At 62.9% G+C, this 23,358-nt stretch carries 21 protein-coding genes and 1 riboswitch; of the genes, 13 read left to right on the forward strand and 8 right to left on the reverse strand.

Annotation, left to right across the window (positions count from 1 at the left end):
- Position 1: 1 nt before the first annotated feature.
- Complete coding sequence (locus B7H23_RS03795) at positions 2–1,324, forward strand: D-amino acid dehydrogenase (protein WP_094076026.1); 1,323 nt, start codon at positions 2–4, stop codon at positions 1,322–1,324.
- Positions 1,325–1,389: 65 nt separating this feature from the next.
- Positions 1,390–1,553: riboswitch (FMN riboswitch) on the forward strand.
- 111 nt (positions 1,554–1,664) lie between these two features.
- Complete coding sequence (locus tag B7H23_RS03800) at positions 1,665–2,147, forward strand: 6,7-dimethyl-8-ribityllumazine synthase (RefSeq protein WP_094076027.1); 483 nt, start codon at positions 1,665–1,667, stop codon at positions 2,145–2,147.
- 78 nt (positions 2,148–2,225) lie between these two features.
- On the opposite strand, the gene B7H23_RS03805 is transcribed toward B7H23_RS03800, so the two are convergent.
- Complete coding sequence (locus B7H23_RS03805; protein WP_094076862.1) at positions 2,226–3,032, reverse strand: ferredoxin--NADP reductase; 807 nt, start codon at positions 3,030–3,032, stop codon at positions 2,226–2,228.
- 551 nt (positions 3,033–3,583) lie between these two features.
- On the opposite strand from B7H23_RS03805, the gene B7H23_RS03810 reads away from it, so the two are divergent.
- From B7H23_RS03810 to galE, 9 genes are all read left to right on the forward strand, one after another.
- Positions 3,584–3,934 carry a hypothetical protein gene (locus tag B7H23_RS03810; protein WP_143534720.1) on the forward strand — a complete coding sequence of 117 codons (351 nt, stop codon included), beginning with the start codon at positions 3,584–3,586 and terminating at the stop codon, positions 3,932–3,934.
- Positions 3,935–4,056: 122 nt separating this feature from the next.
- On the forward strand, positions 4,057–4,950 hold the full coding sequence (locus B7H23_RS03815) for a LysR family transcriptional regulator (protein ID WP_094076029.1): 894 nt from the start codon (positions 4,057–4,059) through the stop codon (positions 4,948–4,950).
- 119 nt (positions 4,951–5,069) lie between these two features.
- Positions 5,070–5,543 carry a formate dehydrogenase subunit gamma gene (locus B7H23_RS03820; RefSeq protein ID WP_094076030.1) on the forward strand — a complete coding sequence of 158 codons (474 nt, stop codon included), beginning with the start codon at positions 5,070–5,072 and terminating at the stop codon, positions 5,541–5,543.
- On the forward strand, positions 5,543–7,099 hold the full coding sequence (locus B7H23_RS03825) for a formate dehydrogenase beta subunit (protein ID WP_240534960.1): 1,557 nt from the start codon (positions 5,543–5,545) through the stop codon (positions 7,097–7,099). Before B7H23_RS03820 ends, B7H23_RS03825 begins: the two co-directional genes overlap by 1 nt.
- On the forward strand, positions 7,096–9,984 hold the full coding sequence (gene fdhF, locus B7H23_RS03830; protein ID WP_094076031.1) for a formate dehydrogenase subunit alpha: 2,889 nt from the start codon (positions 7,096–7,098) through the stop codon (positions 9,982–9,984). Before B7H23_RS03825 ends, fdhF begins: the two co-directional genes overlap by 4 nt.
- Before the next feature lie 6 nt (positions 9,985–9,990).
- Entirely contained in the window at positions 9,991–10,830 is an 840-nt protein-coding gene (gene fdhD / locus B7H23_RS03835; RefSeq protein ID WP_094076864.1) for a formate dehydrogenase accessory sulfurtransferase FdhD, read from the forward strand.
- Entirely contained in the window at positions 10,817–11,107 is a 291-nt protein-coding gene (locus B7H23_RS03840; RefSeq protein ID WP_094076032.1) for a formate dehydrogenase subunit delta, read from the forward strand. Before fdhD ends, B7H23_RS03840 begins: the two co-directional genes overlap by 14 nt.
- A 142-nt stretch (positions 11,108–11,249) precedes the next feature.
- Positions 11,250–11,660: a c-type cytochrome gene (locus B7H23_RS03845; protein ID WP_094076033.1), complete on the forward strand. Its 411-nt coding sequence runs from the start codon at positions 11,250–11,252 to the stop codon at positions 11,658–11,660.
- A 111-nt stretch (positions 11,661–11,771) separates the two neighbouring features.
- Positions 11,772–12,773 carry a UDP-glucose 4-epimerase GalE gene (galE, locus tag B7H23_RS03850; protein WP_094076034.1) on the forward strand — a complete coding sequence of 334 codons (1,002 nt, stop codon included), beginning with the start codon at positions 11,772–11,774 and terminating at the stop codon, positions 12,771–12,773.
- A 29-nt stretch (positions 12,774–12,802) separates the two neighbouring features.
- Here the strand turns inward: galE and B7H23_RS03855 are convergent, their stop codons facing one another.
- Positions 12,803–13,864 carry an ornithine cyclodeaminase gene (locus tag B7H23_RS03855; RefSeq protein WP_094076035.1) on the reverse strand — a complete coding sequence of 354 codons (1,062 nt, stop codon included), beginning with the start codon at positions 13,862–13,864 and terminating at the stop codon, positions 12,803–12,805.
- Complete coding sequence (gene rocF, locus B7H23_RS03860) at positions 13,861–14,790, reverse strand: arginase (RefSeq protein ID WP_094076036.1); 930 nt, start codon at positions 14,788–14,790, stop codon at positions 13,861–13,863. The genes B7H23_RS03855 and rocF overlap by 4 nt, the downstream gene beginning before the upstream one ends.
- A gap of 126 nt (positions 14,791–14,916) precedes the next feature.
- Here rocF and B7H23_RS03865 point away from each other — a divergent pair, with 126 nt between their 5' ends.
- Both B7H23_RS03865 and B7H23_RS03870 read left to right on the forward strand, forming a co-directional pair.
- A complete protein-coding gene (locus B7H23_RS03865) occupies positions 14,917–15,345 on the forward strand; it encodes an Lrp/AsnC family transcriptional regulator (RefSeq protein WP_094076037.1) in 429 nt (142 codons plus the stop codon).
- Between the two features lie 37 nt (positions 15,346–15,382).
- Positions 15,383–15,775 (forward strand): GFA family protein, encoded by a 393-nt coding sequence (locus tag B7H23_RS03870; protein ID WP_094076038.1) that lies wholly within the window; start codon positions 15,383–15,385, stop codon positions 15,773–15,775.
- Here B7H23_RS03870 and B7H23_RS03875 read toward each other — a convergent pair.
- From B7H23_RS03875 to B7H23_RS03895, 5 genes are read right to left on the reverse strand one after another with little or no spacing between them, the layout of a single operon-like run.
- Complete coding sequence (locus B7H23_RS03875; RefSeq protein ID WP_094076039.1) at positions 15,772–16,590, reverse strand: peptidylprolyl isomerase; 819 nt, start codon at positions 16,588–16,590, stop codon at positions 15,772–15,774. The two genes, B7H23_RS03870 and B7H23_RS03875, sit on opposite strands and share 4 nt — an antisense overlap.
- A 5-nt stretch (positions 16,591–16,595) precedes the next feature.
- Positions 16,596–17,366 carry a respiratory nitrate reductase subunit gamma gene (gene narI, locus B7H23_RS03880; RefSeq protein WP_094076040.1) on the reverse strand — a complete coding sequence of 257 codons (771 nt, stop codon included), beginning with the start codon at positions 17,364–17,366 and terminating at the stop codon, positions 16,596–16,598.
- 12 nt (positions 17,367–17,378) lie between these two features.
- Positions 17,379–18,083, reverse strand: coding sequence for a nitrate reductase molybdenum cofactor assembly chaperone (narJ, locus tag B7H23_RS03885; protein WP_094076041.1), 705 nt, complete (start codon positions 18,081–18,083; stop codon positions 17,379–17,381).
- A complete protein-coding gene (gene narH, locus B7H23_RS03890) occupies positions 18,083–19,606 on the reverse strand; it encodes a nitrate reductase subunit beta (RefSeq protein ID WP_094076865.1) in 1,524 nt (507 codons plus the stop codon). Before narH ends, narJ begins: the two co-directional genes overlap by 1 nt.
- A complete protein-coding gene (locus B7H23_RS03895; protein ID WP_094076042.1) occupies positions 19,603–23,343 on the reverse strand; it encodes a nitrate reductase subunit alpha in 3,741 nt (1,246 codons plus the stop codon). Before B7H23_RS03895 ends, narH begins: the two co-directional genes overlap by 4 nt.
- Between the last annotated feature and the right edge of the window lie 15 nt (positions 23,344–23,358).

Here is a 23,358-nt window from a genome sequence, read left to right on the forward strand (position 1 = left end):
CGTGCCTAACAGACAATCCTCATCTTCGTCCGTTGCCGTCATCGGTGGCGGAATCACGGGTGTTACCACCGCCTACGCTCTCGCCAGCCATGGTCATGATGTGACGCTTTTCGAGCGGCATGCCTATGCAGCCATGGAAACGAGCTATGCCAATGGCGGCCAGCTTTCGGCGTCCAATGCCGAGGTCTGGAACCAGCTTTCGACGGTCGGCAAGGGCATCAAATGGATGCTGCAGCCCGGCGCGCCACTGCTGGTGAACCCGACGCCGACCTGGCATAAAATGTCATGGATGGCAGAATTTCTACGCCATATTCCCGAGTACGAAAACAACACCGTCGCGACGGTGCGGCTGGCTATTGAAGCGCGCAAGCACCTCTTCCGCATGGCGGATGAAGAGAATATCGACTTCGACTGCGTCAAGCGGGGCATTCTGCATGTCTACAAGACGCAGGCCGAACTCGATCATGCAAAGGATGTGACCGGCCTTCTCAATCGCGGCGGTCTTCAGCGCCAGCAGGTCGGTCCGGCCGAAATCCGCCAGATCGAACCGAGCCTGCATGGACGCTTCATCGGCGGCTACTTCACCGAATCCGACTTTACCGGAGACGTTCACAAATTCACCAACGGTCTGGCGAAGGCATGCGTCCGCAAGGGTGTCACCATGCGGATGCAAACCGAAATCGCGGATATCAAGACCGGGCCGGATGGCGTGGCCGTCAGCTATCGCGATATCGATAGCGGCAAGGCAATCGCGACGCACCGGTTCGACAATGTGGTGATCTGCGCCGGCGTCGGCTCGCGCAAGCTGGCCGCCATGGTCGGCGACCGGGTCAATGTCTATCCGGTGAAGGGCTATTCGATCACGGTGCGGATGAACACCGACGACGACCGCGCCGCCGCGCCTTGGGTCAGCCTTCTGGACGACGACGCCAAGATCGTGACGTCGCGCCTTGGACCGGACCGCTACCGCGTGGCGGGCACGGCGGAGTTCAATGGCGAGAATCGCGATATTCGCGATGCCCGCATCCGCCCGCTGGTCGACTGGGTGCGGCGTCACCATCCGGGTCTTTCGACGCGCGACGTGCAGCCCTGGGCCGGCCTGCGGCCGATGATGCCGAACATGATGCCGCGCGTGATGGCCGGCAAGCGCCCGGGCGTCTTCTACAATACCGGGCACGGCCATCTCGGCTGGACGCTTTCGGCGGCAACGGCGGAACTCGTCGCCGGTCTCGTCGCCGATCGCGCCGAGACGAAGGCCGGATCGGTCTCCGCCCCTCGTCCGGCCATGAAGGCGACTGCACCATCCTTCGCGCTCGATACATAGGGGTTCGTCCGGCGCCGGCTTTGGCCCTGATGGCTTGACTCCGGTGCCGATCCCACCAATCTAGGCGATGTTCTCAGGGCGGGGTGAAACTCCCCACCGGCGGTGATGAGCGATGGGCCACAAGTCCGGAGCGACGAGCCCGCGAGCGCCTTTGCCAAAAGGTGAAGGGTCAGCAGATCCGGTGCGATCCCGGAGCCGACGGTCATAGTCCGGATGAAAGAGGACGGGAAATGGCAGCGGAACGGCGCGTCGGTTCGATAGACCGATGGAAGTGCCCGGTCGGCGGCCCAGTCCCGAAATGCGCCCTGGTTCACTGTGCTCGAACCCAAGGGATACGCAGATGAATCAGATGACCCACCCCGAAAAAGGCAATCGCCGCGTTGCCATTATCCGTGCCCGCTGGCACGCAGACATTGTCGACCAGGCCGTCGAGAGCTGCCAGTCCGATCTGGAGGCTGAAAGCTACGACGTCGATGTTTTCGACGTGCCCGGCGCGCTCGAAATACCGCTCACCGCCCAGAAGCTGGCAAAGACCGGGCGCTATGACGGCGTCGTCGCCATCGCCTTCATCGTCAATGGCGGCATCTATCACAATAATTACGTATCGACCTCGGTGTCCGACGCCATGATGCGGGTCAGCCTCGACACGGACACGCCGGTCTTCTCGGTTGCGCTGACACCGCATAATTACCAGGAAGTCGAGCCGCTCAACGACTTCTTCGTCAGGCATTTCGTCAAGAAGGGCCATGAGGCCGCCAGCGCGGTGAAGGAAACGCTGGACCTCTATGCGCGCATCGAGGCCGGTGAAACCGCCAAGGTCTGACGTCTTTCTACAAAAAAGACCGCCCTCAAAGGCGGTCTTTTCCAATTCCGTTCAGTCGGACCCGGCTGTGATGCCGTCCTAGCCGACAAAGGCGCGTTCGATCACGAATTCGCCCGGTTGGGCATTGGAGCCTTCGGTTAGCCCGGCTTCTTCCAGAAGCGCCTTGGTCTCCTGAAGCATTTCCATGGAGCCGCAGATCATGCCGCGATCGACCGCCTTGTCGAATGGCTCGACGCCGAGATCGGCGAAGAGTTCACCGGAGCGGATCAGATTGGTGATGCGCCCCATCTTGCCGTAATTTTCGCGCGTCGTCGTCGCGTAGAAGCGCAGCTTGGACGTGTCGCACAATTCATTGAGCAGTTCGTCCGACTTGATGCTTTCAACCAGATCGAGGCCAAACTTCAACTCGTCCACCTGGCGGCAGGTCTGGGTCAGGATGAGTTCGTCGAACTTGGCATAGCTTTCCGGGTCGCGGATCAGCGAAGCGAAGGGCGCGATGCCCGTTCCCGTCGAGAACATCCAGAGCCGCTTGCCGGGGATCAGCGCATCATGCACCAGCGTGCCGGTGGGTTTCGGCCGCATCAGCACCGTATCGCCCGGTTCGATCTGCTGCAGATGCTGTGTGAGGGGGCCTTCCGGCACCTTGATGGAAAAGAATTCCAGATCGTCCGCCCAGTTCGGCGAAGCGATGGAATAGGCGCGGTAGATCGGCTTTTCGCCGACCATCAGGCCGATCATGACGAACTCGCCGGAGCGAAAGCGGAAGCTGGCCGGCCTGGTCGTGCGAAAGTGGAACAGCCGGTCGGTATAATGCGTCACCTCGGTAACGGTAAGGCCAAGAGCGCCCTTCGGCAGTTCTGTCGGTGCGGCTTCGAATTCAGTCATTGCGATCGTCATCTTTTCTTCGACCTTTGCATCCGCCCAAACCCACGGAAGCCAGACGCCTCCTGTTGCCGGTTCCTATGCCATGGATATGCACCAATCGAAGGGAACCGCTTTGCGCGGGATCAAGGCGCGGAGAAAAATTCTCCTGCGAAAGAGGACCTCTTCCATGCCGCCTCCTCGCTCTGTTGGCAAGTCTGCGATTGTCTTCCTGACGGCGATGGCGCACCAGGGCCGGCCCCGACAATGCGATGCGACAAAAAGACAACACCTATACTGATCTTATAGTCCAAGCGCCAAGACAAGCTGCGTTTATCGCCCAGAATGCGAAATAGCTGTTAAGATGACATTCGAGTGGGACGCGATTCGCTCGGCAAACAGAAGTGTCATGCCTGAGTGCCGCCGTCACCATATGGAGGCTTACTGATCGGTCCTCCTCCCAAGCCGATCAGTTAAACTGTGGCCGGTGATCCGAAAGGATACCGGCCTCTTTTTTGTCTACGATTGTCCATGGATCGCATCGCTGCGCCAATCGTTTCATTGGAAGAGATGGAATGGGAGACCGGACGATGCGCGCCAGCCAGGCAGTATGGATCGCCGCTGCTCTTCTATCCGGCGTGCCGAATTCGGCCCTTGCCCAATTCACGATAGACAGTCCCGTAATCCTTTCGCCGAAACCCAGTCTCACCGGTCCCCGCTACGCCGCGCCGGATCGTCTGGATCGCGACCGGCGTTTCGATCCCAACGCCACGCCGGAAAAAGGCGTTTCGAACTATGCCGACCGCGATTTTCTCGAAGAAAACATCTCGCCCTTTCTCCGCTGGGGCGCGGAGCGGCAGAAGCTGAACGATCCTCGCGGCCAGCGTTTGCCGCGTCCGAGCGTACCGACCTTCGATACACGATAGGCGTAGGACGTCGCATAACGGGCGTGTTGCTGGTGGATCGGAACCGGGCATCGAGCCATCGAAGTCTTTTCCTGCCAGCCGAACCCGTCTAAGGCTCGATCCGTTCGCCTGATGGAGCCGTCATGCAAGATCGCCTCGAAATGCTGATTGCCCTTGTTCGGGAAGAGCATTTCGGTCGGGCAGCCGAAGCGCTCGGCATCACCCAGCCCAGCCTCTCCTTCGGCATTCGCGCATTGGAGGACCGACTCGGCGCGCCGCTCGTGCGGCGCGGCTCGCGCTATCAGGGGCTGACGGCGGAGGGCGAGCGCGTCTATGAGCGTGCATTGCGCATCGTCGCCGAAACGCGCGCGCTGCGCGACGATGTGCGCGGATCGGCTGGTGAACTGAGTGGGCTCGTCCGCTTCGGCGTCGTGCCGACGGCGTTGCCGCTGGCAGCCGAGCTTGTTGCCCGGACGCAGGGCAAGCATCCGGGACTTCGTTTCCGCATCCTCTCGCGGACCGCTTCGGAGATCGCCGAAGGGCTGGAACGGCTCGAACTGGAGGCCGGCCTGTCCTACACGATGGGTTTGGAAGACCGGCCCTTAAAGGTTCATCCGATCCATGCCGAGCATTCCTGTCTTCTGGTCCATGAGGACCATGAACTGGCGTCCCGTAAAAGCGTGGGTTGGGCCGATGTGGGTGCGGCCGCCCCATGTCTCCTGACGCCCGGCATGACCAATCGCGCCATTGTGGAGGCACGACTGCGCGAAGCCGGCATCACGCCGTCGCCGAGCGTGGACAGCAATTCCATCATGGCTCTGGTCACGCTGGTGGCGCTGGGCGGCCATTCTCTGGTTCTGCCAGAACGGCTCGCCGGCGCCATCGCCGGCGCGGGGCCCATCCGCCGTATCGCGATCAAGGATCGTCAGTCCACCACAAGCGATCCGCAGATCGCCCTTCTGCTACCCAGCCGGCACAAGCTGCCCGGATCGCTGGTCGCGCTCCGCGAAGCCGCAAATCGACTGGCTGCGGTATGATCGATTCTCTCTATCATACGACGGGCACTTGCGATTGAAATACGGCGTGATGAAGCGTAATATGTGGTTCGTTCCGTAGGCCTCCGACAAGCGCCAACCGGTCGCGGATGGGAGGATGGATGACGATATTACCGGACACCTCCGTTGCGTCCCGCGTTCAGGCGATTGTCTCCGAACACGCCGATCTGGACGGGCCGCTGCTGCCGATCCTTCACCGGGTTCAGTCCGAATATGGCTATGTGCCGGAAAGCGCGATACGCCCGCTGGCCGATGCACTCAATATCAGCCGCGCGGACGTCCACGGCGTCGTCAGCTTCTACCACGACTTTCACACTGCGCCGCGCGGCAGGCACGTCGTGAAGATCTGCCGCGCGGAAGCCTGCCAGGCGCGGGGTGGGCAGGCGCTCGAGGATCATATTCGCAAGGTGCTGCGGCTGAACTGGAACGAAACCTCATCCGATGGCGCGATCACGCTGGAGCCGGTTTATTGCCTGGGCCTTTGCGCATGCGGTCCGGCAGCGCTGATCGACGAGCGTCCCGTCGCGAAGCTGACCGGCGAGAAGGTCGAGCGTCTCGTACGGGAGATGGTCTGATGGGTTTATCGATGAATGGCGTCACTCGGATTTTCGTGCCGGGCGATATGGCGGCGCGGGCGTTGGGCGCGGACGATGTGGCAAGGGCGATTTCACGTGAATCCGACGAGCGCGGCCTCGATATCCGCGTCACACGGAATGGCAGTCGCGGCATGGTCTTTCACGAGCCGCTGGTGGAAATCGAACGAGACGGCGTTCGCTACGGTTTCGGCGCGATGGAAGCATCCGACGTCGCGGCTCTCTTCAACGATCCCGACACCCACCCCAAGGCGCTCGGCCCGGTCGACGATCTGGACTGGATGAAGCGTCAGACCCGCCTCACCTACGCAAGGTGCGGAGTAATCGACCCGCTCGACCTCGACGAGTACGAAGCCTTTGGCGGCCTGGCAGGGCTGCGTGCCGCGCTGAAGCGGGCGCCACAGCGGATCATCGACGAGGTGAAGGCCTCCGGCTTGCGCGGGCGCGGCGGGGCGGGCTTTCCGACCGGCATCAAATGGCAGACGGTTCACGATGCCGAAGCGCGCCAAAAATACATCGTCTGCAACGCCGATGAGGGCGATAGCGGCACCTTCGCCGACCGGATGCTGATGGAGGGCGACCCGTTCTGCCTGATCGAAGGCATGGCGATCGCCGGGCTCGCGGTCGGCGCGACCAAGGGCTACATCTATCTGCGCAGCGAATATCCCGACGCCATCCGGATGATGGACGCTGCCACCATAATTGCGCGGCAGAACGGGCTTCTGGGCGCGGACATTCTCGGATCGGGCAAGACCTTCGATCTGGAAATTCGCGTCGGTGCGGGCGCTTATGTCTGCGGCGAGGAAACCGCGCTTCTCAACAGCCTGGAAGGAAAGCGCGGCGTGGTGCGCGCCAAACCGCCATTGCCGGCGCTGGAAGGGTTCTTCGGCCAACCGACCGTCGTCAACAATGTGATCAGCCTTGCCGCCGTGCCGTTCATTCTGGCGGAAGGCGGAGAAGCTTATGCGGCGCATGGCATCGGCCGTTCGCGGGGCACGATCCCGCTGCAGATCGCCGGGAACGTCAAATATGGCGGGTTGTTCGAAGCGGCTTTCGGCATGACGCTCGGCGAGATCGTGAACAAGATCGGCGGCGGTACCGCTTCGGGCAAACCCGTTCGCGCCGTGCAGGTGGGTGGGCCGCTCGGCGCGTATTTTCCGCCGGACCTTTTCGACACGCCCTTCGGCTATGAGGACTTCTCGTCGAAAGAGGGGCTGATCGGCCATGCCGGCATCACCGTCTTCGACGACAGCGTCGATATGGGCCGGATGGCGCGCTTCGCCATGGAGTTCTGCGCCATCGAAAGCTGCGGCAAATGCACGCCCTGCCGGATCGGCGCGGTGCGCGGCGTCGAGACCATCGACCGTATCCGCGATGGCGATGCGGGCGCGATGGCCCTTCTCACCGATCTCTGCGACACGATGAAAGCCGGCTCGCTCTGCGCGCTCGGCGGCTTCACGCCCTATCCGGTGATGAGCGCGCTCAACCATTTTCCGGAAGACTTTCTACCCGAGGGCCATAAGGAGGCCGCGGAATGACGATTCCCCTTTCGCTCACCGAAGATCACGGCACGAAGCTGGCCAAGGCCGAAGCGATGGTGACGCTTACCGTCGACGGCGTGGATGTGACCGTCCCTGCCGGCACATCGATCATGCGCGCGGCGTCGGAAGCGGCGATCAATGTGCCGAAGCTTTGCGCGACCGACATGCTGGACGCGTTCGGTTCGTGTCGGCTCTGCCTCGTCGAGATCGAAGGGCGGCCCGGTACGCCGGCCTCCTGCACCGCACCGGCGGCCGAAGGCATGGTGGTCAGGACGCAGACCGAGCGGCTGAAAAAGCTCCGACGCGGCGTGATGGAGCTCTACATCTCCGATCACCCGCTGGACTGCCTGACCTGCGCCGCCAATGGCGATTGCGAGTTGCAGGACATGGCCGGCGCGGTCGGCCTGCGTGATGTCCGCTACGATACGGTTGCGGAGAAGGAGAACCATTTCTCCGTCCGCAACACCAGCGGCGAGAACAACCCGTTCTACCTGCCGAAGGATCAGTCGAACCCCTATTTCGATTACGATCCCAGCAAATGCATCGTCTGCTCGCGCTGCGTGCGGGCCTGCGAAGAGGTGCAGGGCACCTTCGCGCTCACCATCGCCGGGCGCGGCTGGGACAGCCGGGTGTCCGCCGGCGCCGCCTTCGACGATTTCCTGTCGTCCGAATGCGTTTCCTGCGGGGCCTGCGTGCAGGCCTGCCCGACCGCCACGCTGGTCGAGAAGAGCGTGGTCGAGACCGGCACGCCGGAGCGCAGCGTCGTGACGACCTGCGCCTATTGCGGCGTCGGCTGCTCGTTCGAAGCGCAGATGCGCGGCGACGAGCTGGTGCGCATGGTGCCTTACAAGGACGGCAAGGCCAATCGCGGCCATTCCTGCGTCAAGGGCCGCTTCGCCTACGGCTATGCCGAGCACAAGGACCGCATCCTGTCGCCGATGATCCGCGAGCGGATCGACGAGCCGTGGCGCGAGGTCTCGTGGGATGAAGCGCTCGCCTTCGCCGCCGACCGCCTGAAAGCCATTCAGGAAGAGAAGGGGCGGCGCTCCATCGGCGTCATCACGTCGAGCCGCTGCACCAATGAGGAAACCTATCTGGTGCAGAAACTGGCCCGCGCCGTCTTCCGCAACAACAATACCGATACCTGCGCTCGCGTCTGCCATTCGCCGACCGGCTACGGCCTCGGTCAGACCTACGGCACCTCCGCCGGCACGCAGGATTTCGATTCGGTCGAAAACGCCGATGTGGTGCTCGTGATCGGCGCCAATCCGACAGACGGCCATCCGGTGTTTGCAAGCCGGCTGAAGAAACGGCTGCGCGAGGGCGCCAAACTGATCGTCGTCGATCCGCGTCGCATCGATCTGGTGCGAATGCCGCATGTCGAGGCGGCGCATCACCTGCCGCTGCGGCCCGGCACCAATGTCGCGGTCGTCACGGCCATGGCGCATGTGATCGTGACGGAGGGCCTGCACGACCAGGCCTATATCACCGAGCGCTGCGATACCGAGGCCTTCGCCGACTATGTCGAGTTCGTCAGCGATCCCCGCCATTCGCCGGAAGCCGTCGAAGAGCTGACAGGCGTACCGGCCGCCGAGTTGCGCGCCGCCGCGCGGCTCTATGCGACGGGCGGCAATGGCGCGATCTATTACGGGCTCGGCGTGACCGAACACAGCCAGGGTTCGACCACCGTCATCGGCATCGCCAATCTCGCCATGCTGACCGGCAATGTCGGCAAGGTCGGCGCCGGGGTGAACCCGCTGCGCGGCCAGAACAATGTGCAGGGCTCCTGCGATATGGGTTCGTTCCCGCATGAACTGCCGGGCTACCGGCACGTCAAGAACGCCGATGTGCGGGCTATCTATGAAGAGCAATGGGGCGTCGAAATCGATCCCGAGCCAGGTCTGCGCATCCCGAACATGTTCGATGCCGCGCTCGACGGCTCATTTGGCGGCCTCTACTGCCAGGGCGAGGACATCGTGCAATCCGACCCCGACACCAAGCATGTCGTCGCGGCGCTTTCCGCCATGGAGTGCGTGATCGTCCACGATCTCTTCCTGAACGAGACCTCGAACTACGCCCATGTCTTCCTGCCAGGTTCGTCCTTCCTGGAAAAGGACGGCACCTTCACCAATGCGGAGCGGCGCATCAATCGTGTGCGCAAGGTCATGGCGCCGAAAGCCGATTACGCCGACTGGGAAGTCACGCAGATGCTCGCCAATGCGATGGGAGCCAACTGGACCTATCGCCATCCGAGCGAAATCATGGCGGAAGTCGCGGCGACCACGCCCTCTTTCGCCGGTGTGACCTACGATCTTCTAGATGAGAAAGGCTCGGTGCAGTGGCCCTGCAACGAAGCGCGCCCGGAAGGCACGCCCATGATGCATGTCGATGGATTTGTGCGCGGCAAGGGCCGGTTTATCCGCACCGACTATGTCGCGACGGAAGAGAAATCGGGTCCGCGTTTTCCGCTACTGCTTACGACCGGCCGTATTCTCAGCCAGTACAATGTCGGCGCGCAGACACGGCGCACCGCCAACACTGTCTGGCACGACCGGGATGTCCTCGAAATCCACCCGCACGATGCGGAGAACCGCGGCATCTACGAAGGCGACTGGGTGCGCCTCTCGTCTCGCGCCGGCGAGACGACGTTGCGCGCGACGATCACGGACCGGGTTTCCCCCGGCGTGGTCTATACCACCTTCCACCACCCCGACACGCAGGCCAATGTGGTGACGACCGATAATTCCGACTGGGCAACCAACTGCCCGGAATATAAGGTGACTGCGGTTCAGGTCGCGCCTTCCAACGGCCCGTCCGAATGGCAGGAAGACTATTCGGATCATTCGGAATCGTCGCGGCGCATCATTCAGGCGGCTGAATAAGTGACGATGGAAAGCTGGCGCAGCAGGCAGAGCATGGGCTTCGAAGCCGGCAAAGCGGTTGCGCCACGCCGGCACGATCTGCCCGAAGAGGTGGCGATCGCACTGACCTGCAACGGCACGACGCAGGCCGTGATGATGGGCACGCCCGCCGATCTGAACGATTTCGCCACCGGTTTTCTGCTGACCGAGGGTCTGGCGCAACCGGACGAGATCGAAGCGATCGAGCCGATCGAAACAGAGCACGGTCTCGACCTTCAGATCCGGCTTGTCGGAGACGCAGAGGCTAGGCTGGCGAAACGCCGGCGTTCGATGGCCGGTCCGGTCGGTTGCGGTCTTTGCGGCATCGAGAGCCTCGAAGCGGCGATGGCGGCCTCGCCATCGGTCGGCGCTATCGCAGGACCGGCATTCTCACCTGAAGATGTTTCGCGGGCCATTGCGCTGCTGCCGACCTTCCAGCCGCTCCACGATGCGACGCTGGCGGTCCACGGCGCAGCCTTCTACACGCCCGAAGGCGGTATTGCCCTCGCACGGGAGGATGTCGGCCGCCATAACGCGCTCGACAAGCTGGTCGGTGCCCTCATCGCCAACAATTGCGATCCAGCGTTGGGGGCGATCCTGATCACCTCGCGTGTTTCGATCGACATGGTGCAGAAGGTGCTGCGCGCCGGCGCGCCCATTCTCATCGCCGTCTCCGCGCCGACGGCTTCGGCACTCGATCTGGCGGAGCGCCATGGCCTGACGGTGGTCGGCCTCGCAAAGGGATCGCGCTTCGAAATCTTCACTCATCCGGAGCGCATCCGGTCCGATGACGCCACGCAGAAAGCGCCGTCCCATGCAGCCCGATAAGCTTGTCCGCATGGCCAATCAGATCAGCCTGTTCATGGAAAGCAAGCCGAAAGACGAGGCGCTGGCGGGACTTGCGGCGCATATCAACGATTTCTGGGATCCGCGCATGCGGCGGCAGTTTGTCGATGCAATGGCGGCCGATCCCGATCTGCCGGCCCGCGAACTCGTGCGCCAGGCGACGCCTCTGATCCGAATGGCCGGAGAGGACGGGCAAAAGCCGTCCGCTCCTGCTTCGCCACCCGGTTCCGAACCGATCAATCCGGCCCATCGCGGCTGAACCCGTGGCCGGCCCGGAACAAATATTAGGCTCCGCTATTTGATTTCGATCAAGGCATGGAGACTGGCCTAAAGGCCACTAGTTATCGTCGGGACATCATCTACTATCAAAACAAGAACGACATTTCTTGAGGGAACCCATCATGATCAAACTTCTCACGGCGATTGCGCTATCTACAGGCGCGCTGGTCGCGACCGCACAGGCGCAGGATCTGACGGGAGACGCCGCAGCGGGCGAAAAAGTGTTCAACCGCTGCAAGGCTTGCCATGCCGTCGGCGAAGGCGCCAAGAACAAGGTCGGACCGGAACTGAACGACATTTTCGGCCGGGTGCCCGGCGAGATCGAAGGTTTCAAATATTCCGACGCCATGACCGAGTATGGCAAGGAGCATGTCTGGGATGTCGAAACCCTGACCGCCTATCTGGCCGCGCCGCGCAAGGTCGTGAAAGGCACCAAGATGGCCTTTGCCGGCCTCAAGAAGGAAGAGCAGATCGACGACGTGCTTGCCTATCTGGCCACTTTCGATCCGGATGGCGCCAAGGTCGGGGAATAAGTCCTCCAGCAATCTGAACGAACAAAGCCGCGCCGTCCCAGCTTAATCAGTTGGTGACGGCGCAGCTTTATGATCCGGCCCGTGTGGTAAAAGAGCATGCGGAGCCGAGACATGGGCAGACACGTTCTGGTAACCGGCGGCGCCGGCTATATCGGTAGCCATGCCGCGAATGCCCTCATCGATCGTGGCGATGACGTCACTGTGATCGACCGGCTTTCGACCGGGTTCGACTGGCTGGTGCCGCCCGCCGCCGATCTGGTCGTCGCCGATATTGGCGACACGGGCACGCTGGCCAACCTGCTTTCCGATGGACGGTTCGATGCGATCCTGCATTTCGCTGGCTCCATCGTGGTGCCGGAATCCGTCGCCGATCCCCTCACCTATTACGAGAACAACACCGTCAAATCGCGTGGGCTGATCGAATGCGCGGTGCGAGCCGGCGTACCGCATTTCATCTTCTCATCGACTGCGGCGGTCTATGGATCGGTCGGCGCCGACCCCGTTACCGAGGATGCGCCGCTGCGGCCCGAATCGCCCTACGGTTTCAGCAAGCTGATGACGGAGATAATGCTGGCCGACGCAGCGGCAGCGCATTCGATCCGCTACGGCGTCCTGCGCTATTTCAACGTTGCCGGCGCCGATCCGAAGGGCCGAACCGGTCAGTCCACCAAGGGCGCGACACATCTGATCAAGGTCGCGGCAGAGGCCGCCAGCGGAAAACGCGACGGTATCGAGATTTTCGGCGAGGATTATCCCACGCCGGACGGCACCTGCGTTCGCGATTATATCCACGTCACCGATCTGGTTGCGGCCCATATCCTGGCTCTCGACCGGCTGCGGGAGGGGGGCGACAGCCTGACCGCCAATCTCGGCTACGGGCACGGTTTTTCCGTACGTCAGGTGCTCGATACGGTCGACAGCGTGGCAGGCGGGCCGATCCGCCGGACGATGGGGCCACGTCGGCCGGGCGATGCGGCAAGCATCGTCGCCGATCCGTCGAAAGCCCGGAGCGAACTGAACTGGCAGCCAAAACATGACGACCTGACCGGTATCGTCGAAGATGCGCTGCGCTGGGAGCGCCATCTGCAGACCCGCAATGATAGTGCCGGCTGAACGCTTCACGCCCGCCGGCACGTCTTGCTTCAGGCCGCCTCGGCTCCAGCCCGCTGCAACATTCCGAAGAGATCGCGCGGATCGTCCGGATCGGCCAGAAGATCGAGCTGGACGCAATAATCGGTGCCGGCGGTCTTTTCGAGTACGAAACGCAGGGCGCTGAAATCCTCGATGGCAAAGCCGACACTGTCGAACAGGGTGATCTGCGCGTCGCCCTTCCGGCCGTCCGCTTCACCCCGCATGACCTGCCAAAGCTCGGTGACGGGATGGTCCTCATCCAGCTGCTGGATCTCCCCCTCAATGCGGGTCTGCGGTGGAAACTCGACGAAGATGTCCGAGCGCAAGAGGATGTCGCGCTGCAATTCGGTCTTGCCGGGACAGTCGCCGCCAATCGCGTTGATGTGAATCCCGGCGCCCACCATGTTGTCGGTCAGGATCGTCGCATATTGCTTGTCGGCGGTGCAGGTCGTGATGATCTGCGCACCCTCGACGGCCGCTTGCGATGTCCGGCAGGCCGTAACGTCGAACCCGACGGCGCGAAGATTGGCTTCCGCCTTCTTGGTCGCGGCCGGATCGACATCGTAGAGCCGTACCGTTTCGATGCCGCATAGCGCACGAAACGCAAGGGCCTGGAATTCGCATTGCGCGCCATTGCCGATCAACGCCATGGTCGTGGCGTTCTTCGGCGCGAGATACCGGCCGACCAGAGCCGACGTCGCGGCGGTGCGCAGCGCCGTCAAAACCGTCATTTCTGTGAAGAGCAGCGGATAGCCCGTCGCGACCGAGGAAAAGACGCCGAAGGCGGTGACGGTCTGGTAGCCCTCGCGCGTGTTCTTAGGATGGCCGTTGACGTATTTGAAACCGTAATGGGCGGTATCGGCCACGGGCATCAGCTCGATGACGCCCTCGCGCGAATGGCTGGCGACCCGCGCGATCTTGTCGAATTCCGGCCAGCGCTTGAAGTCGGCCTCGATATAGTCGGCCAGCTCTCGCATGAAGGCCTCCGCGCCGACATCGTTGACGAGCCGCATCATGTTCTCGACACTGACAAAGGGGACATGCGCCAGTTCGGACGGTTCCAGAATGCTCATCGCATGCTCCTCGTCGGGCGGTCGAAGATATGGCGGCCGAACAGGCTGGCCGCGAGGTCGGTCATGAGTTCGGCGGTGCGTCCGCGCTCATCCAAGAAGGGATTGAGTTCGACCAGATCCAGCGAACGGACAAGACCGCTATCGTGGAGAGTCTCCATGATCAGATGCGCTTCGCGGAACGTCGCCCCGCCCGGAACCGTCGTGCCGACCGCCGGCGCGATCGCGGGATCAAGGAAATCGACATCCAGGCTGACATGAAGGACGCCATTCGCGGCGACCACGCGGTCCAGAAAGGCGCGGAGCGGGGTCAGAACGCCCATCTCGTCAATGGCGCGCATGTCATAGGCTTCAAAACCATCGGAGGTGATGCGCCGACGCTCGGCATCATCGACCGAGCGCAGTCCCATAAAGCAAACCTGTTCCGGGGGAACCGGCACGGCGAGCGGCGGATAGGCCTCGCAATCGGGCCGGCCCGTGAAATAGGCGACCGAGGTGCCGTGCAGATGGCCGCTCTCGGTGCTCTGCAAGGTGTGCAGGTCGGGATGCGCATCGAGCCAGAGGACGAAGAGCGGCCGGTCGCCCTGCGCCGCATGGCGCGCCAGACCGGCAACCGATCCCGCCGACATGGAGTGATCGCCGCCCAGAAAGATCGGAAAGTTGAAACGTTCGGCGGCGTCGAACGCCGCCTTTTCGACCGTCTCGATCCAGGCGCTGGTCTCCGCCAGGCGTTTGATCGCGCCGTTCGAATGGTCCTTCGGCTGCGGATCGCCGATGGAAAGGTCCCCAAGATCGGTAACTGTCCATCCAAGTCCTGTCAGCGCAGCAGCGAGGCCGGCCGTTCGCAGACTTGCCGGACCCATCAGACATCCCGGTTGCGATGCGCCGGCCTGCACCGGCGCGCCAATCAAAGCGCATGTTCGTTCCATCTCGACCTCTCACGAAGGAAAGCGGCCATCATGCCGGGTTTCGTCGATATTTTGCTATATTAATTTGCTCAAAACACCGGCTTGTTTTATCGTTTCGTCGGCGGTTTCGAACAGAATGGTTAGATCATGCGCGAGTTGAACGATGTCGACCGCAACCTGCTTTCAGCGCTCAGAAGCAATAGCAGGGCGTCGATCACCGAGTTGTCCCATACGATCGGCGTGTCGCGCGCTACCGTGAAGTCACGGTTGGAAGCGCTCGTGAACGAGGGGCGTATCCGCCGCTTCACCATCGAGACCGATGTCGATGTGGAGGGCGAAGTGAAGGCGATCACCATGATCGAACTTCAAGGCGAAATGTCGCGCGCGGTGATCCGTACGCTGCGCCGCATCCCTGAAATCTCGGTGATCCATTCCACGAACGGGCTGTGGGATCTGGTGGTGGAAATCAAGACGGACAGTTTGGTACGCTTCGACGGGGTGTTACGGGAAATACGGGAAATACCCGGCGTCACCAACAGCCAGACCAGCCTGCTTCTAGCGCCGGTCGTGGGTTAGGAACACTCATCTCATGCCCCATGAAAGGACGAATCGCATGGACCGGTTCACTGGTGGCTGCCTCTGCGGCGATGTGCGGATAGCAGCGACGGGGCAGCCCGATCGCGTTGGAATCTGCCATTGTCTGGATTGCCGTAAACATCACGGCGCGCTCTTCTATGCCGCCGCCATCTTCCCGGAAGACGCCGTGACAGTGGAAGGCGAGGTCCGCGACTATGAGGGACGATTCTTCTGCCCGCGCTGCGGCTCGTCCGTCTTTGCACGCAGCGGCGATGAGGTCGAACTCCATCTCGGTTCGCTCGATGCGCCCGATCAATTTACACCCAGTTATGAAAGCTGGACCGTCCGGCGCGAAGGCTGGCTGCCGCCTTTTCCCGTCAACCACCGCTATGAGCGCGACCGCGATGAAAGCGGAGCAAAAGAGGGCTAGGGTTCGAGCGGCCCCTCACCCTTGACCGAAAGGTCGGCGCCCTCGATCTGCGCCACGGCGACGAGCCCGTCGACAAAGCTGCGCGCCTGCCGCGCCCAGTCGGCGCGCTCCATGGCGCTCGCCACCGCCTCCCTGACGGCTTCGAAGGGCAGCACCCGGCCCTGGGCGATCGCGTCCATGCGAATGACGTGAAAGCCGTGCCGGGTCTCCACGGGCTTCGGCGCGACCTCGCCATCGCCCAGATGGCGCAGCGCCGCCTCGAATTCCGGCACCGTGTCGCCGGGACCGAGCTGGCCGAGCGCGCCGCCGGACGTTTTGGAGCCGCAATCGCTCTGAACCGCCGCGACCGAAGCGAAGCTTTTCGGATCGTCCTCCACCGTGGCGAGGATGTGCATCGCGCGATCGAACGCCTTTCGCCGGTCCTGCGGATCGTTCGAGGCGCATGCGCACAGAATGTGCGACACCTCCCAGAGGGGCGGGCTGCGAAAGCGATCCGGATTCTTCTGCCATTCCGCCCGGACCTCGTCCGGCGTCGGTTCCGGCACGTCGATCACCTGGTCGAGAAGGCCCCGGATCAGGGCCTCATCCTCCGTTTCGAAGCGGCCGGGACCGACCTGCCGGCAATCGGCCTCGATACCCCGCGCGCGCGCCTCCTGAAGGAGCAGAGTGCGGATCGCCACGGCATTGGCCGCCTTGCGCCATGCCATGGCGGCCTTTGCCCTCGGCGCATTCTGGTTCTGGGTCTCGGCGGCAATGGCGGTGTGCGGAACACGTTCGCCATTGATCACGAGGTCCTGAAAGAGAGGCGCTTCCATCGCTCTCACTCCGCCGGCTGGCGGGCCGCATCGCGCATATGCGCATCCGCTGCCGCGCGGGCCGAGGCCCGGCTTCGCCGCGAACGGACCAGCTGGTAGCCGGGCCGCAGCAGATAGCGGAACGGCACGGCCAGACCGGACCAGATATGCACCAGCCGCGTGAACGGGAAGAGCGCCACGATCACCAGGCCCAGCAGGATGTGGAACTTGTAGAGCCAGTGGACGGAGACAACGTCGGTCCAGGCGTTCAGCTCCAGTGTGACAACGCTCTGGCTCCAGGTCATGAACCGCACCATCTCGCCGCCATCCATGTGCTCCATGGTCAGGATGATCGTGCCGAGGCCGACGAAGAGCTGAATCCAGATCAACACGAGGATCAGAATGTCGGCAAAGCTGGAAGTGGCGCGGATGCGCGGATCGATAAGGCGACGGTGCAGCAGCATGGTCGCACCTATCAGCGAGACGATGCCGAACGCCCCGCCCAGCAAAACCGCGAACCATTGCTTCAGGCCGTATGGCACGCCGAGCAGGTCCAGGACCCAGATCGGCGTGAAGAGGCCGATCAGATGGCCGAAGAAGACGACCAGGATGCCGACATGGAAAAGGATCGATCCCCAGACGAGCTGTTTTCGCCGAAGAAGCTGGCTGGATGACGATTTCCACGTGAACGGATCGCGCTCATAGCGTGCTATCGAACCGATGATCAGCACCGTCAGCGCCACATAGGGCATGATGCCGAAGATGAAGAAGTCGAGGTTGAAGTTGGAAAAGAACATGATGCGTTCTCCCTATTCGGCCGCGGAATGCGGAGCGGGCGTTGCGAGGGCGTCCATCCGCGCGAGCATCTCGCGCGCCTGGGGGCAGCCGGCGCCAGGGTCGGGGCCGAAACGGACCTCGGCTTCTTCCCAGACCTCGTCGAGCGCCTCCAGATCGGCCGGATCGACATCCGGCTGCGCCATCAGTTCGGCCACGGCCTGCCGATCGATGCTGGCTTCCGAAAGCTGCACCAGCGCAGCGAAGACGGACGCATAGGCGCTTTCGCGCCGGACGAGGCGCTCGTTCAGCGCCTCGAAGATGTGCGCCGCATCGGCCAGCACCGCGCGGGCTTCCGCCCATGGACGGGTCGCCAGGAACTCCAGAAGCACCGGCAGATGGTCCGGCAGCTCCGATGTCGCGGGGTCGAACCCGCCCTCGCGATAGGTCTCGACCAGGGAGACCATCGCGCCGCCCCGGTCACGACTTTCGCCGTGAACGTGTTCGAAAAGGTTCAGCGACAGGGTGCGCGAGCGGTCGAAGAGCATCACGTAGCGCTCTTCGAGATCGTAGATGTCGTCCGCCTCCATTTCGCCGATGAGCGGGCGCAGATCGCGCCGCGCCGCCGCCGTCAGCCGCGTATCGGAGGCCAGCACCGCGCCGACCTCCGCCATGGCGCCCTGCAATTCGCGGGTCGGATAGCTGAGGACAAGCGAGAGCGCTTTGAGTGTGCGGTCCATCACGCCACCTCCTTGGGCATTTTGAGCGGCCGTTTGGCCGAGCCGAAGAGCGAAGTCTTCGACGTGCCGGTCGAGCAGCCATTGCCATCGGTAAAGCCGCATCCGCCGCGCAGATCGTAGGCATCCTCGACCTGCTCGCGATGGGTGGTCGGGATAACGAAGCGATCCTCGTAATCGGCCAGCGCCATGATCTTGTACATGTCCTCGATGGTGCGCCCATCGAGACCGACGCGGGTGGCGATCGCCTCGTCGGTGACGCCCTCCACGTTGCGGGACCGCATGTAGGCGCGCATGGCCAGCATCCGCTCCAGCGCCGTGACGATCGGCGCTTCGTCGCCCGCCGTCAGCATGTTGGCGAGGTAGCGGACGGGGATGCGCAGATTGCGGACGTCCGGCATGGCGCCATTCATGCCGATCGCGCCCGCCTCGGCGGCGTTCTGGATCGGCGACAAGGGTGGCACGTACCAGACCATCGGCAGCGTACGGTACTCCGGATGCAGCGGGAAGGCGATCTTCCAATCCATCGCCATCTTCCAGATCGGGCTTTCCTGGGCGGCCTTGATCCAGTTCTCGGCGATGCCCTCGGCGCGCGCCTGGCGGATCACCTCCGGATCGTTCGGGTCGAGGAAGACGCCGAGCTGGGCGTCGTAGAGGTCCTGCTTCTCCTCCATATTGGCCGCCGCCTCGATCTTGTCGGCGTCGTAGAGCATGACGCCGATATAGCGGATGCGCCCGACACAGGTCTCCGAACAGACGGTCGGGTTGCCGCTCTCGATCCGCGGATAGCAGAGCGTGCACTTCTCCGACTTGTTGGTCGACCAGTTGTAATAGACCTTCTTGTAGGGGCAGCCTGACACGCACATGCGCCAGCCGCGGCACTTCTCCTGATCGATCAGGACGATGCCGTCCTCCTCGCGCTTGTAGATCGCTCCGGAGGGGCAGGACGCCGCGCAGGCCGGGTTGAGGCAGTGCTCGCACAGCCGCGGCAGATACATCATGAAGGTGTTTTCGTACTCGCCGTAGATCTCCTTTTGGATGCCCTCGAAATTGTAGTCTTCGGAGCGCTTGGAGAATTCGCCGCCGAGAATCTCTTCCCAGTTCGGACCCTTCTCGATCTTTTCGATCCGTTCGCCGGTGATCTTGGAGCGGGGGCGCGCCGTCGGGAATGCCTCCATTTCCGGGGCCGACTTCAGATGGTCGTAGTCGAAGTCGAACGGCTCATAATAGTCGTCGATCTGCGGCAAATCCGGGTTGGCGAAGATATTGGCGAGGATGCGCCATTTGCCGCCCTGTTTGGGGTGCAGCTTGCCCGATGCGGAGCGTTCCCAGCCGCCGTTCCAGCGCTTCTGGTTTTCCCAATCGGTCGGATAGCCGGTGCCGGGCTTGGACTCCACATTGTTGAACCAGGCATATTCGACGCCGTCGCGGCTGGTCCAGACGTTCTTGCATGTGACGGAGCAGGTGTGACAGCCGATGCATTTATCGAGATTCAGCACCATGCCGATCTGTGCGCGGATTTTCATTCTGCCGCCTCCTTTGCGGGCGCTGTCCATGCCTTTTCGGCATCGAGCCAGTCGACCTTTTTCATTTTCCTGACAACGACGAACTCGTCCCGGTTCGAGCCGACGGTTCCGTAGTAGTTGAAGCCGTAGGATTGCTGGGCGTAGCCGCCGATCATGTGCGTCGGCTTCGGCACGGCCCGGGTCACCGAGTTGTGAATGCCGCCGCGATGGCCGGTCTTCTCGGAACCGGGCGTGTTCACGATCTTCTCCTGGGCATGATACATGAACGTCGTGCCGTCCTTGATCCGCTGGGAGACGACCGCACGGGCGGTCAGCGCGCCATTGGTGTTGTAAAGCTCCACCCAGTCATTATCGACGATGCCTGCCGATTTCGCGTCGTTCTCGCTGACCCAGATGACCGGGCCGCCGCGGTTGAGCGTCAGCATCAGCAGATTGTCGGTATAGGTGGAGTGGATGCCCCATTTCTGGTGCGGCGTGATGAAGTTCAGCACCAGGCTGTCGCCTTCGTCCTGAACGTCGGCCGTGATGGTCTTCAGATCGACCGGCGGGCGGTACGACATGAAGCCCTCGCCGAAGGCCCGCATCCACAGATGGTCCTGATAGAGCTGCTGGCGGCCCGACAATGTGCGCCATGGGATCAGCTCGTGCACATTTGTATAGCCGGCATTGTAACTGACCTTCTCGCTCTCGATGCCCGACCAGGTGGGCGAAGAGATGATCTTGCGCGGCTGTGCGGCGATGTCGCGGAAGCGGATCTTGTTGTGATGCTCGCCCGCCGCCAGATGGGCGTGTTCGCGCCCTGTGGCCTTCTCCAGCGATTCCCAGGCCTTGACGGCGACCTCGCCATTGGTTTCGGGCGCCAGCATCAGCACTACTTCGCAGGCGTCGATCGCCGTTTCGATCTTCGGCCGACCGGCGGCGGCGCCATCGCGCTGCACGCCGTTCAGCGCCGCCAGATTGTCGACCTCGTCCTGCGTGTTCCAGGAAATTCCCTTGCCGCCATTGCCGAGCTTGTCCATCAGCGGGCCGAGCGCGGTGAAGCGGTCGTAGATGGCGGTGTAGTCCCGTTCCACCGGAACATAGGCCGGCGCGGTCTTTCCGGGGATCAGGTCGCATTCGCCCTTCTTCCAGTCCTTCACCTGGTCCTGCGCGATCTCGGCAGGGGTGTCGTGGAGGATCGGCAGCGCAACGACGTCGGTCTCCTTGCCGAGATAGCCCGGAACGATCTCCTGGAACTTCCTGGCGATGGATTTGAAGATCTCCCAGTCGGACCGGCTTTCGTAAGCGGGATCGACCGCCGCCTGCAGCGGGTGGATGAAGGGATGCATGTCGGAGGTGTTGAGGTCGTCCTTCTCGTACCAGCTGGCCGTCGGCAGGACGATGTCAGAATAGACCGCCGTGGTCGACATGCGGAAGTCGATCGTGACGAGCAGGTCGAGCTTGCCGCGCGGGGCCTCCTCGTGCCACTTCGCCTCCTTCGGCAGCGTCCGCCCTTCCTCGCCGACATCCTTGCCCATCACACCGTGATCGGCGCCGAGCAGGTGCTTGAGGAAATATTCATGGCCCTTGCCGGACGAGCCGAGCAGGTTGGAGCGCCAGACGAACAGGTTGCGCGGCCAGTTCGCCGGATCGTCCGGGTCCTCGCACGACATTTCCAGATCGCCGGATTTCAGGTTCTCGACGATGTAGGCGGGCACTTCCTTGTCGGCGGCCTTGGCGGCCTTCACCACCTCCAGCGGGTTGGTCTTCAGCTGCGGCGCGGACGGCAGCCAGCCCATCCGCTCGGCGCGGATATTGTAGTCGATGAGGCTGATGTCCCAGTCGCCCTCCGGCGCCGTCGGCGAGAGGATTTCACTGGCTGTCAGCGTCTCGTAGCGCCACTGGTCGGTGTGCGCGTACCAGGCCGAGGTCGAGTTCATGTGGCGCGGCGGACGGCCCCAGTCCAAAGCGAAAGCCAGCGGCTGCCAGCCGGTTTGCGGACGCAGCTTTTCCTGGCCGACATAATGCGCCCAACCGCCGCCGGACTGGCCGACGCAACCGCACATCACCAGCATGTTGATGACGCCGCGATAGTTCATGTCCATGTGGAACCAGTGGTTCATGGCCGCGCCGATGATGATCATCGACTTGCCCTGCGTCTTCTCCGCATTGTCGGCGAATTCGCGGGCGACATGGATGATCTTGTCGGCGGAGACGCCGGTGATCTTCTCGGCCCAGGCGGGCGTGCCGGGCATGTCGTCGGCGTAGTCCGACGTCACCCAATGGCCGCCGAGGCCACGATCCAGCCCGTAATTGGCGGCGAAGAGATCGAAGACGGTGGCGACCAGAACCTCGCCCTTTCCGGCCTTGATCTTCTTGACCGGGATGTTGCGGGTCAGAACCTCCGGATGGTCGATATCGGTGGCGAACTGGCCAAATGCCTGGCCGCCGAAATAGGGGAAGTCGACGCCGACGACGTCGTCATGGTCCTCTTCGAGGATCAGCGACATCTTCAGATTGGTGTCGGCGTCCTGGGCCCGTTCCTCGAGGTTCCATTCGCCGTCCTCGCCCCAGCGATAGCCGATCGAGCCGTTCGGCGCGACGAGGCCCTTGGAGACTTCGTCGAAGGCGACGGTCTTCCATTCGGGATTGTTCTCTTCGCCGAGCTTGCCGTCCAGATCGTCGGCGCGGAGGAACCGTCCCGGCACGTAGTGGCCGTTCTTGCGCTCCAGCCGCACCAGCATCGGGAAGTCGGAATAGCGGCGCGTATAATCCTCGAAATAGGCGCATTGGCGGTCGAGATGGAACTCGCGCAGGATCACGTGGCCGAAGGCCATGGCCAGCGCCGCATCGGTGCCCTGTTTGGCGTTCAGCCAGACATCGCCGAACTTGGCCGCTTCAGAATAGTCCGGGCAGATGACAGCGGATTTGGTGCCCTTGTAACGGGCCTCGGTGTAGAAATGGGCGTCCGGCGTGCGGGTCTGCGGCACGTTGGAGCCCCAGAGCAGCAGATAGCCGGCATTGTACCAGTCGGCCGATTCCGGCACGTCGGTCTGCTCGCCCCACGTCATGGGCGAAGCCGGCGGAAGGTCGCAATACCAGTCGTAGAACGACATGCAGACGCCGCCCAGAAGGCTGAGATAGCGCGAGCCGGCCGCATAGCTGATCATCGACATAGCCGGGATCGGCGAGAAGCCGAACACGCGGTCGGGGCCGTAAGTCTTCGCGGTATAAGCGTTGGCGGCGGCGGTGATCTCGGTCGCCTCGTCCCAGGTGGCGCGCACGAAGCCGCCCTTGCCACGGGTCTCCACATAGGAGGCGCGCAGGATCGGATCGTTCTGGATCGCCGTCCAGGCTTCAATCGGGCCCATCGTCTGCCGCATCTTGCGCCAGACCTTCATGAGGCGGCCGCGCACCAGCGGGTTCTTCACGCGGTTGGCCGAATAGAGATACCAGCTGTAGCTGGCGCCACGGGCGCAGCCGCGCGGCTCGTGATTGGGCAGATCGGCGCGGGTGCGCGGATAGTCGGTCTGCTGGGTTTCCCAGGTCACGATCCCGGATTTGACGTAGATCTTCCAGCTGCACGACCCGGTGCAGTTCACGCCATGGGTCGAGCGCACGACCTTGTCGTGGCGCCAGCGGTTTCTGTAGGTGTCTTCCCAGTCGCGGCTTTCATTCGTGACCTGGCCGTGACCGTCGGAGAACCGTTCCACTTCCTTGGACTTCAGAAAGTTCAGTCTGTCGAGAAGGTGACTCATCGCGTTGTTCCTCGC

This window comes from Notoacmeibacter marinus, from assembly GCF_002238045.1.
Taxonomy (GTDB): domain Bacteria; phylum Pseudomonadota; class Alphaproteobacteria; order Rhizobiales; family Rhizobiaceae; genus Notoacmeibacter; species Notoacmeibacter marinus.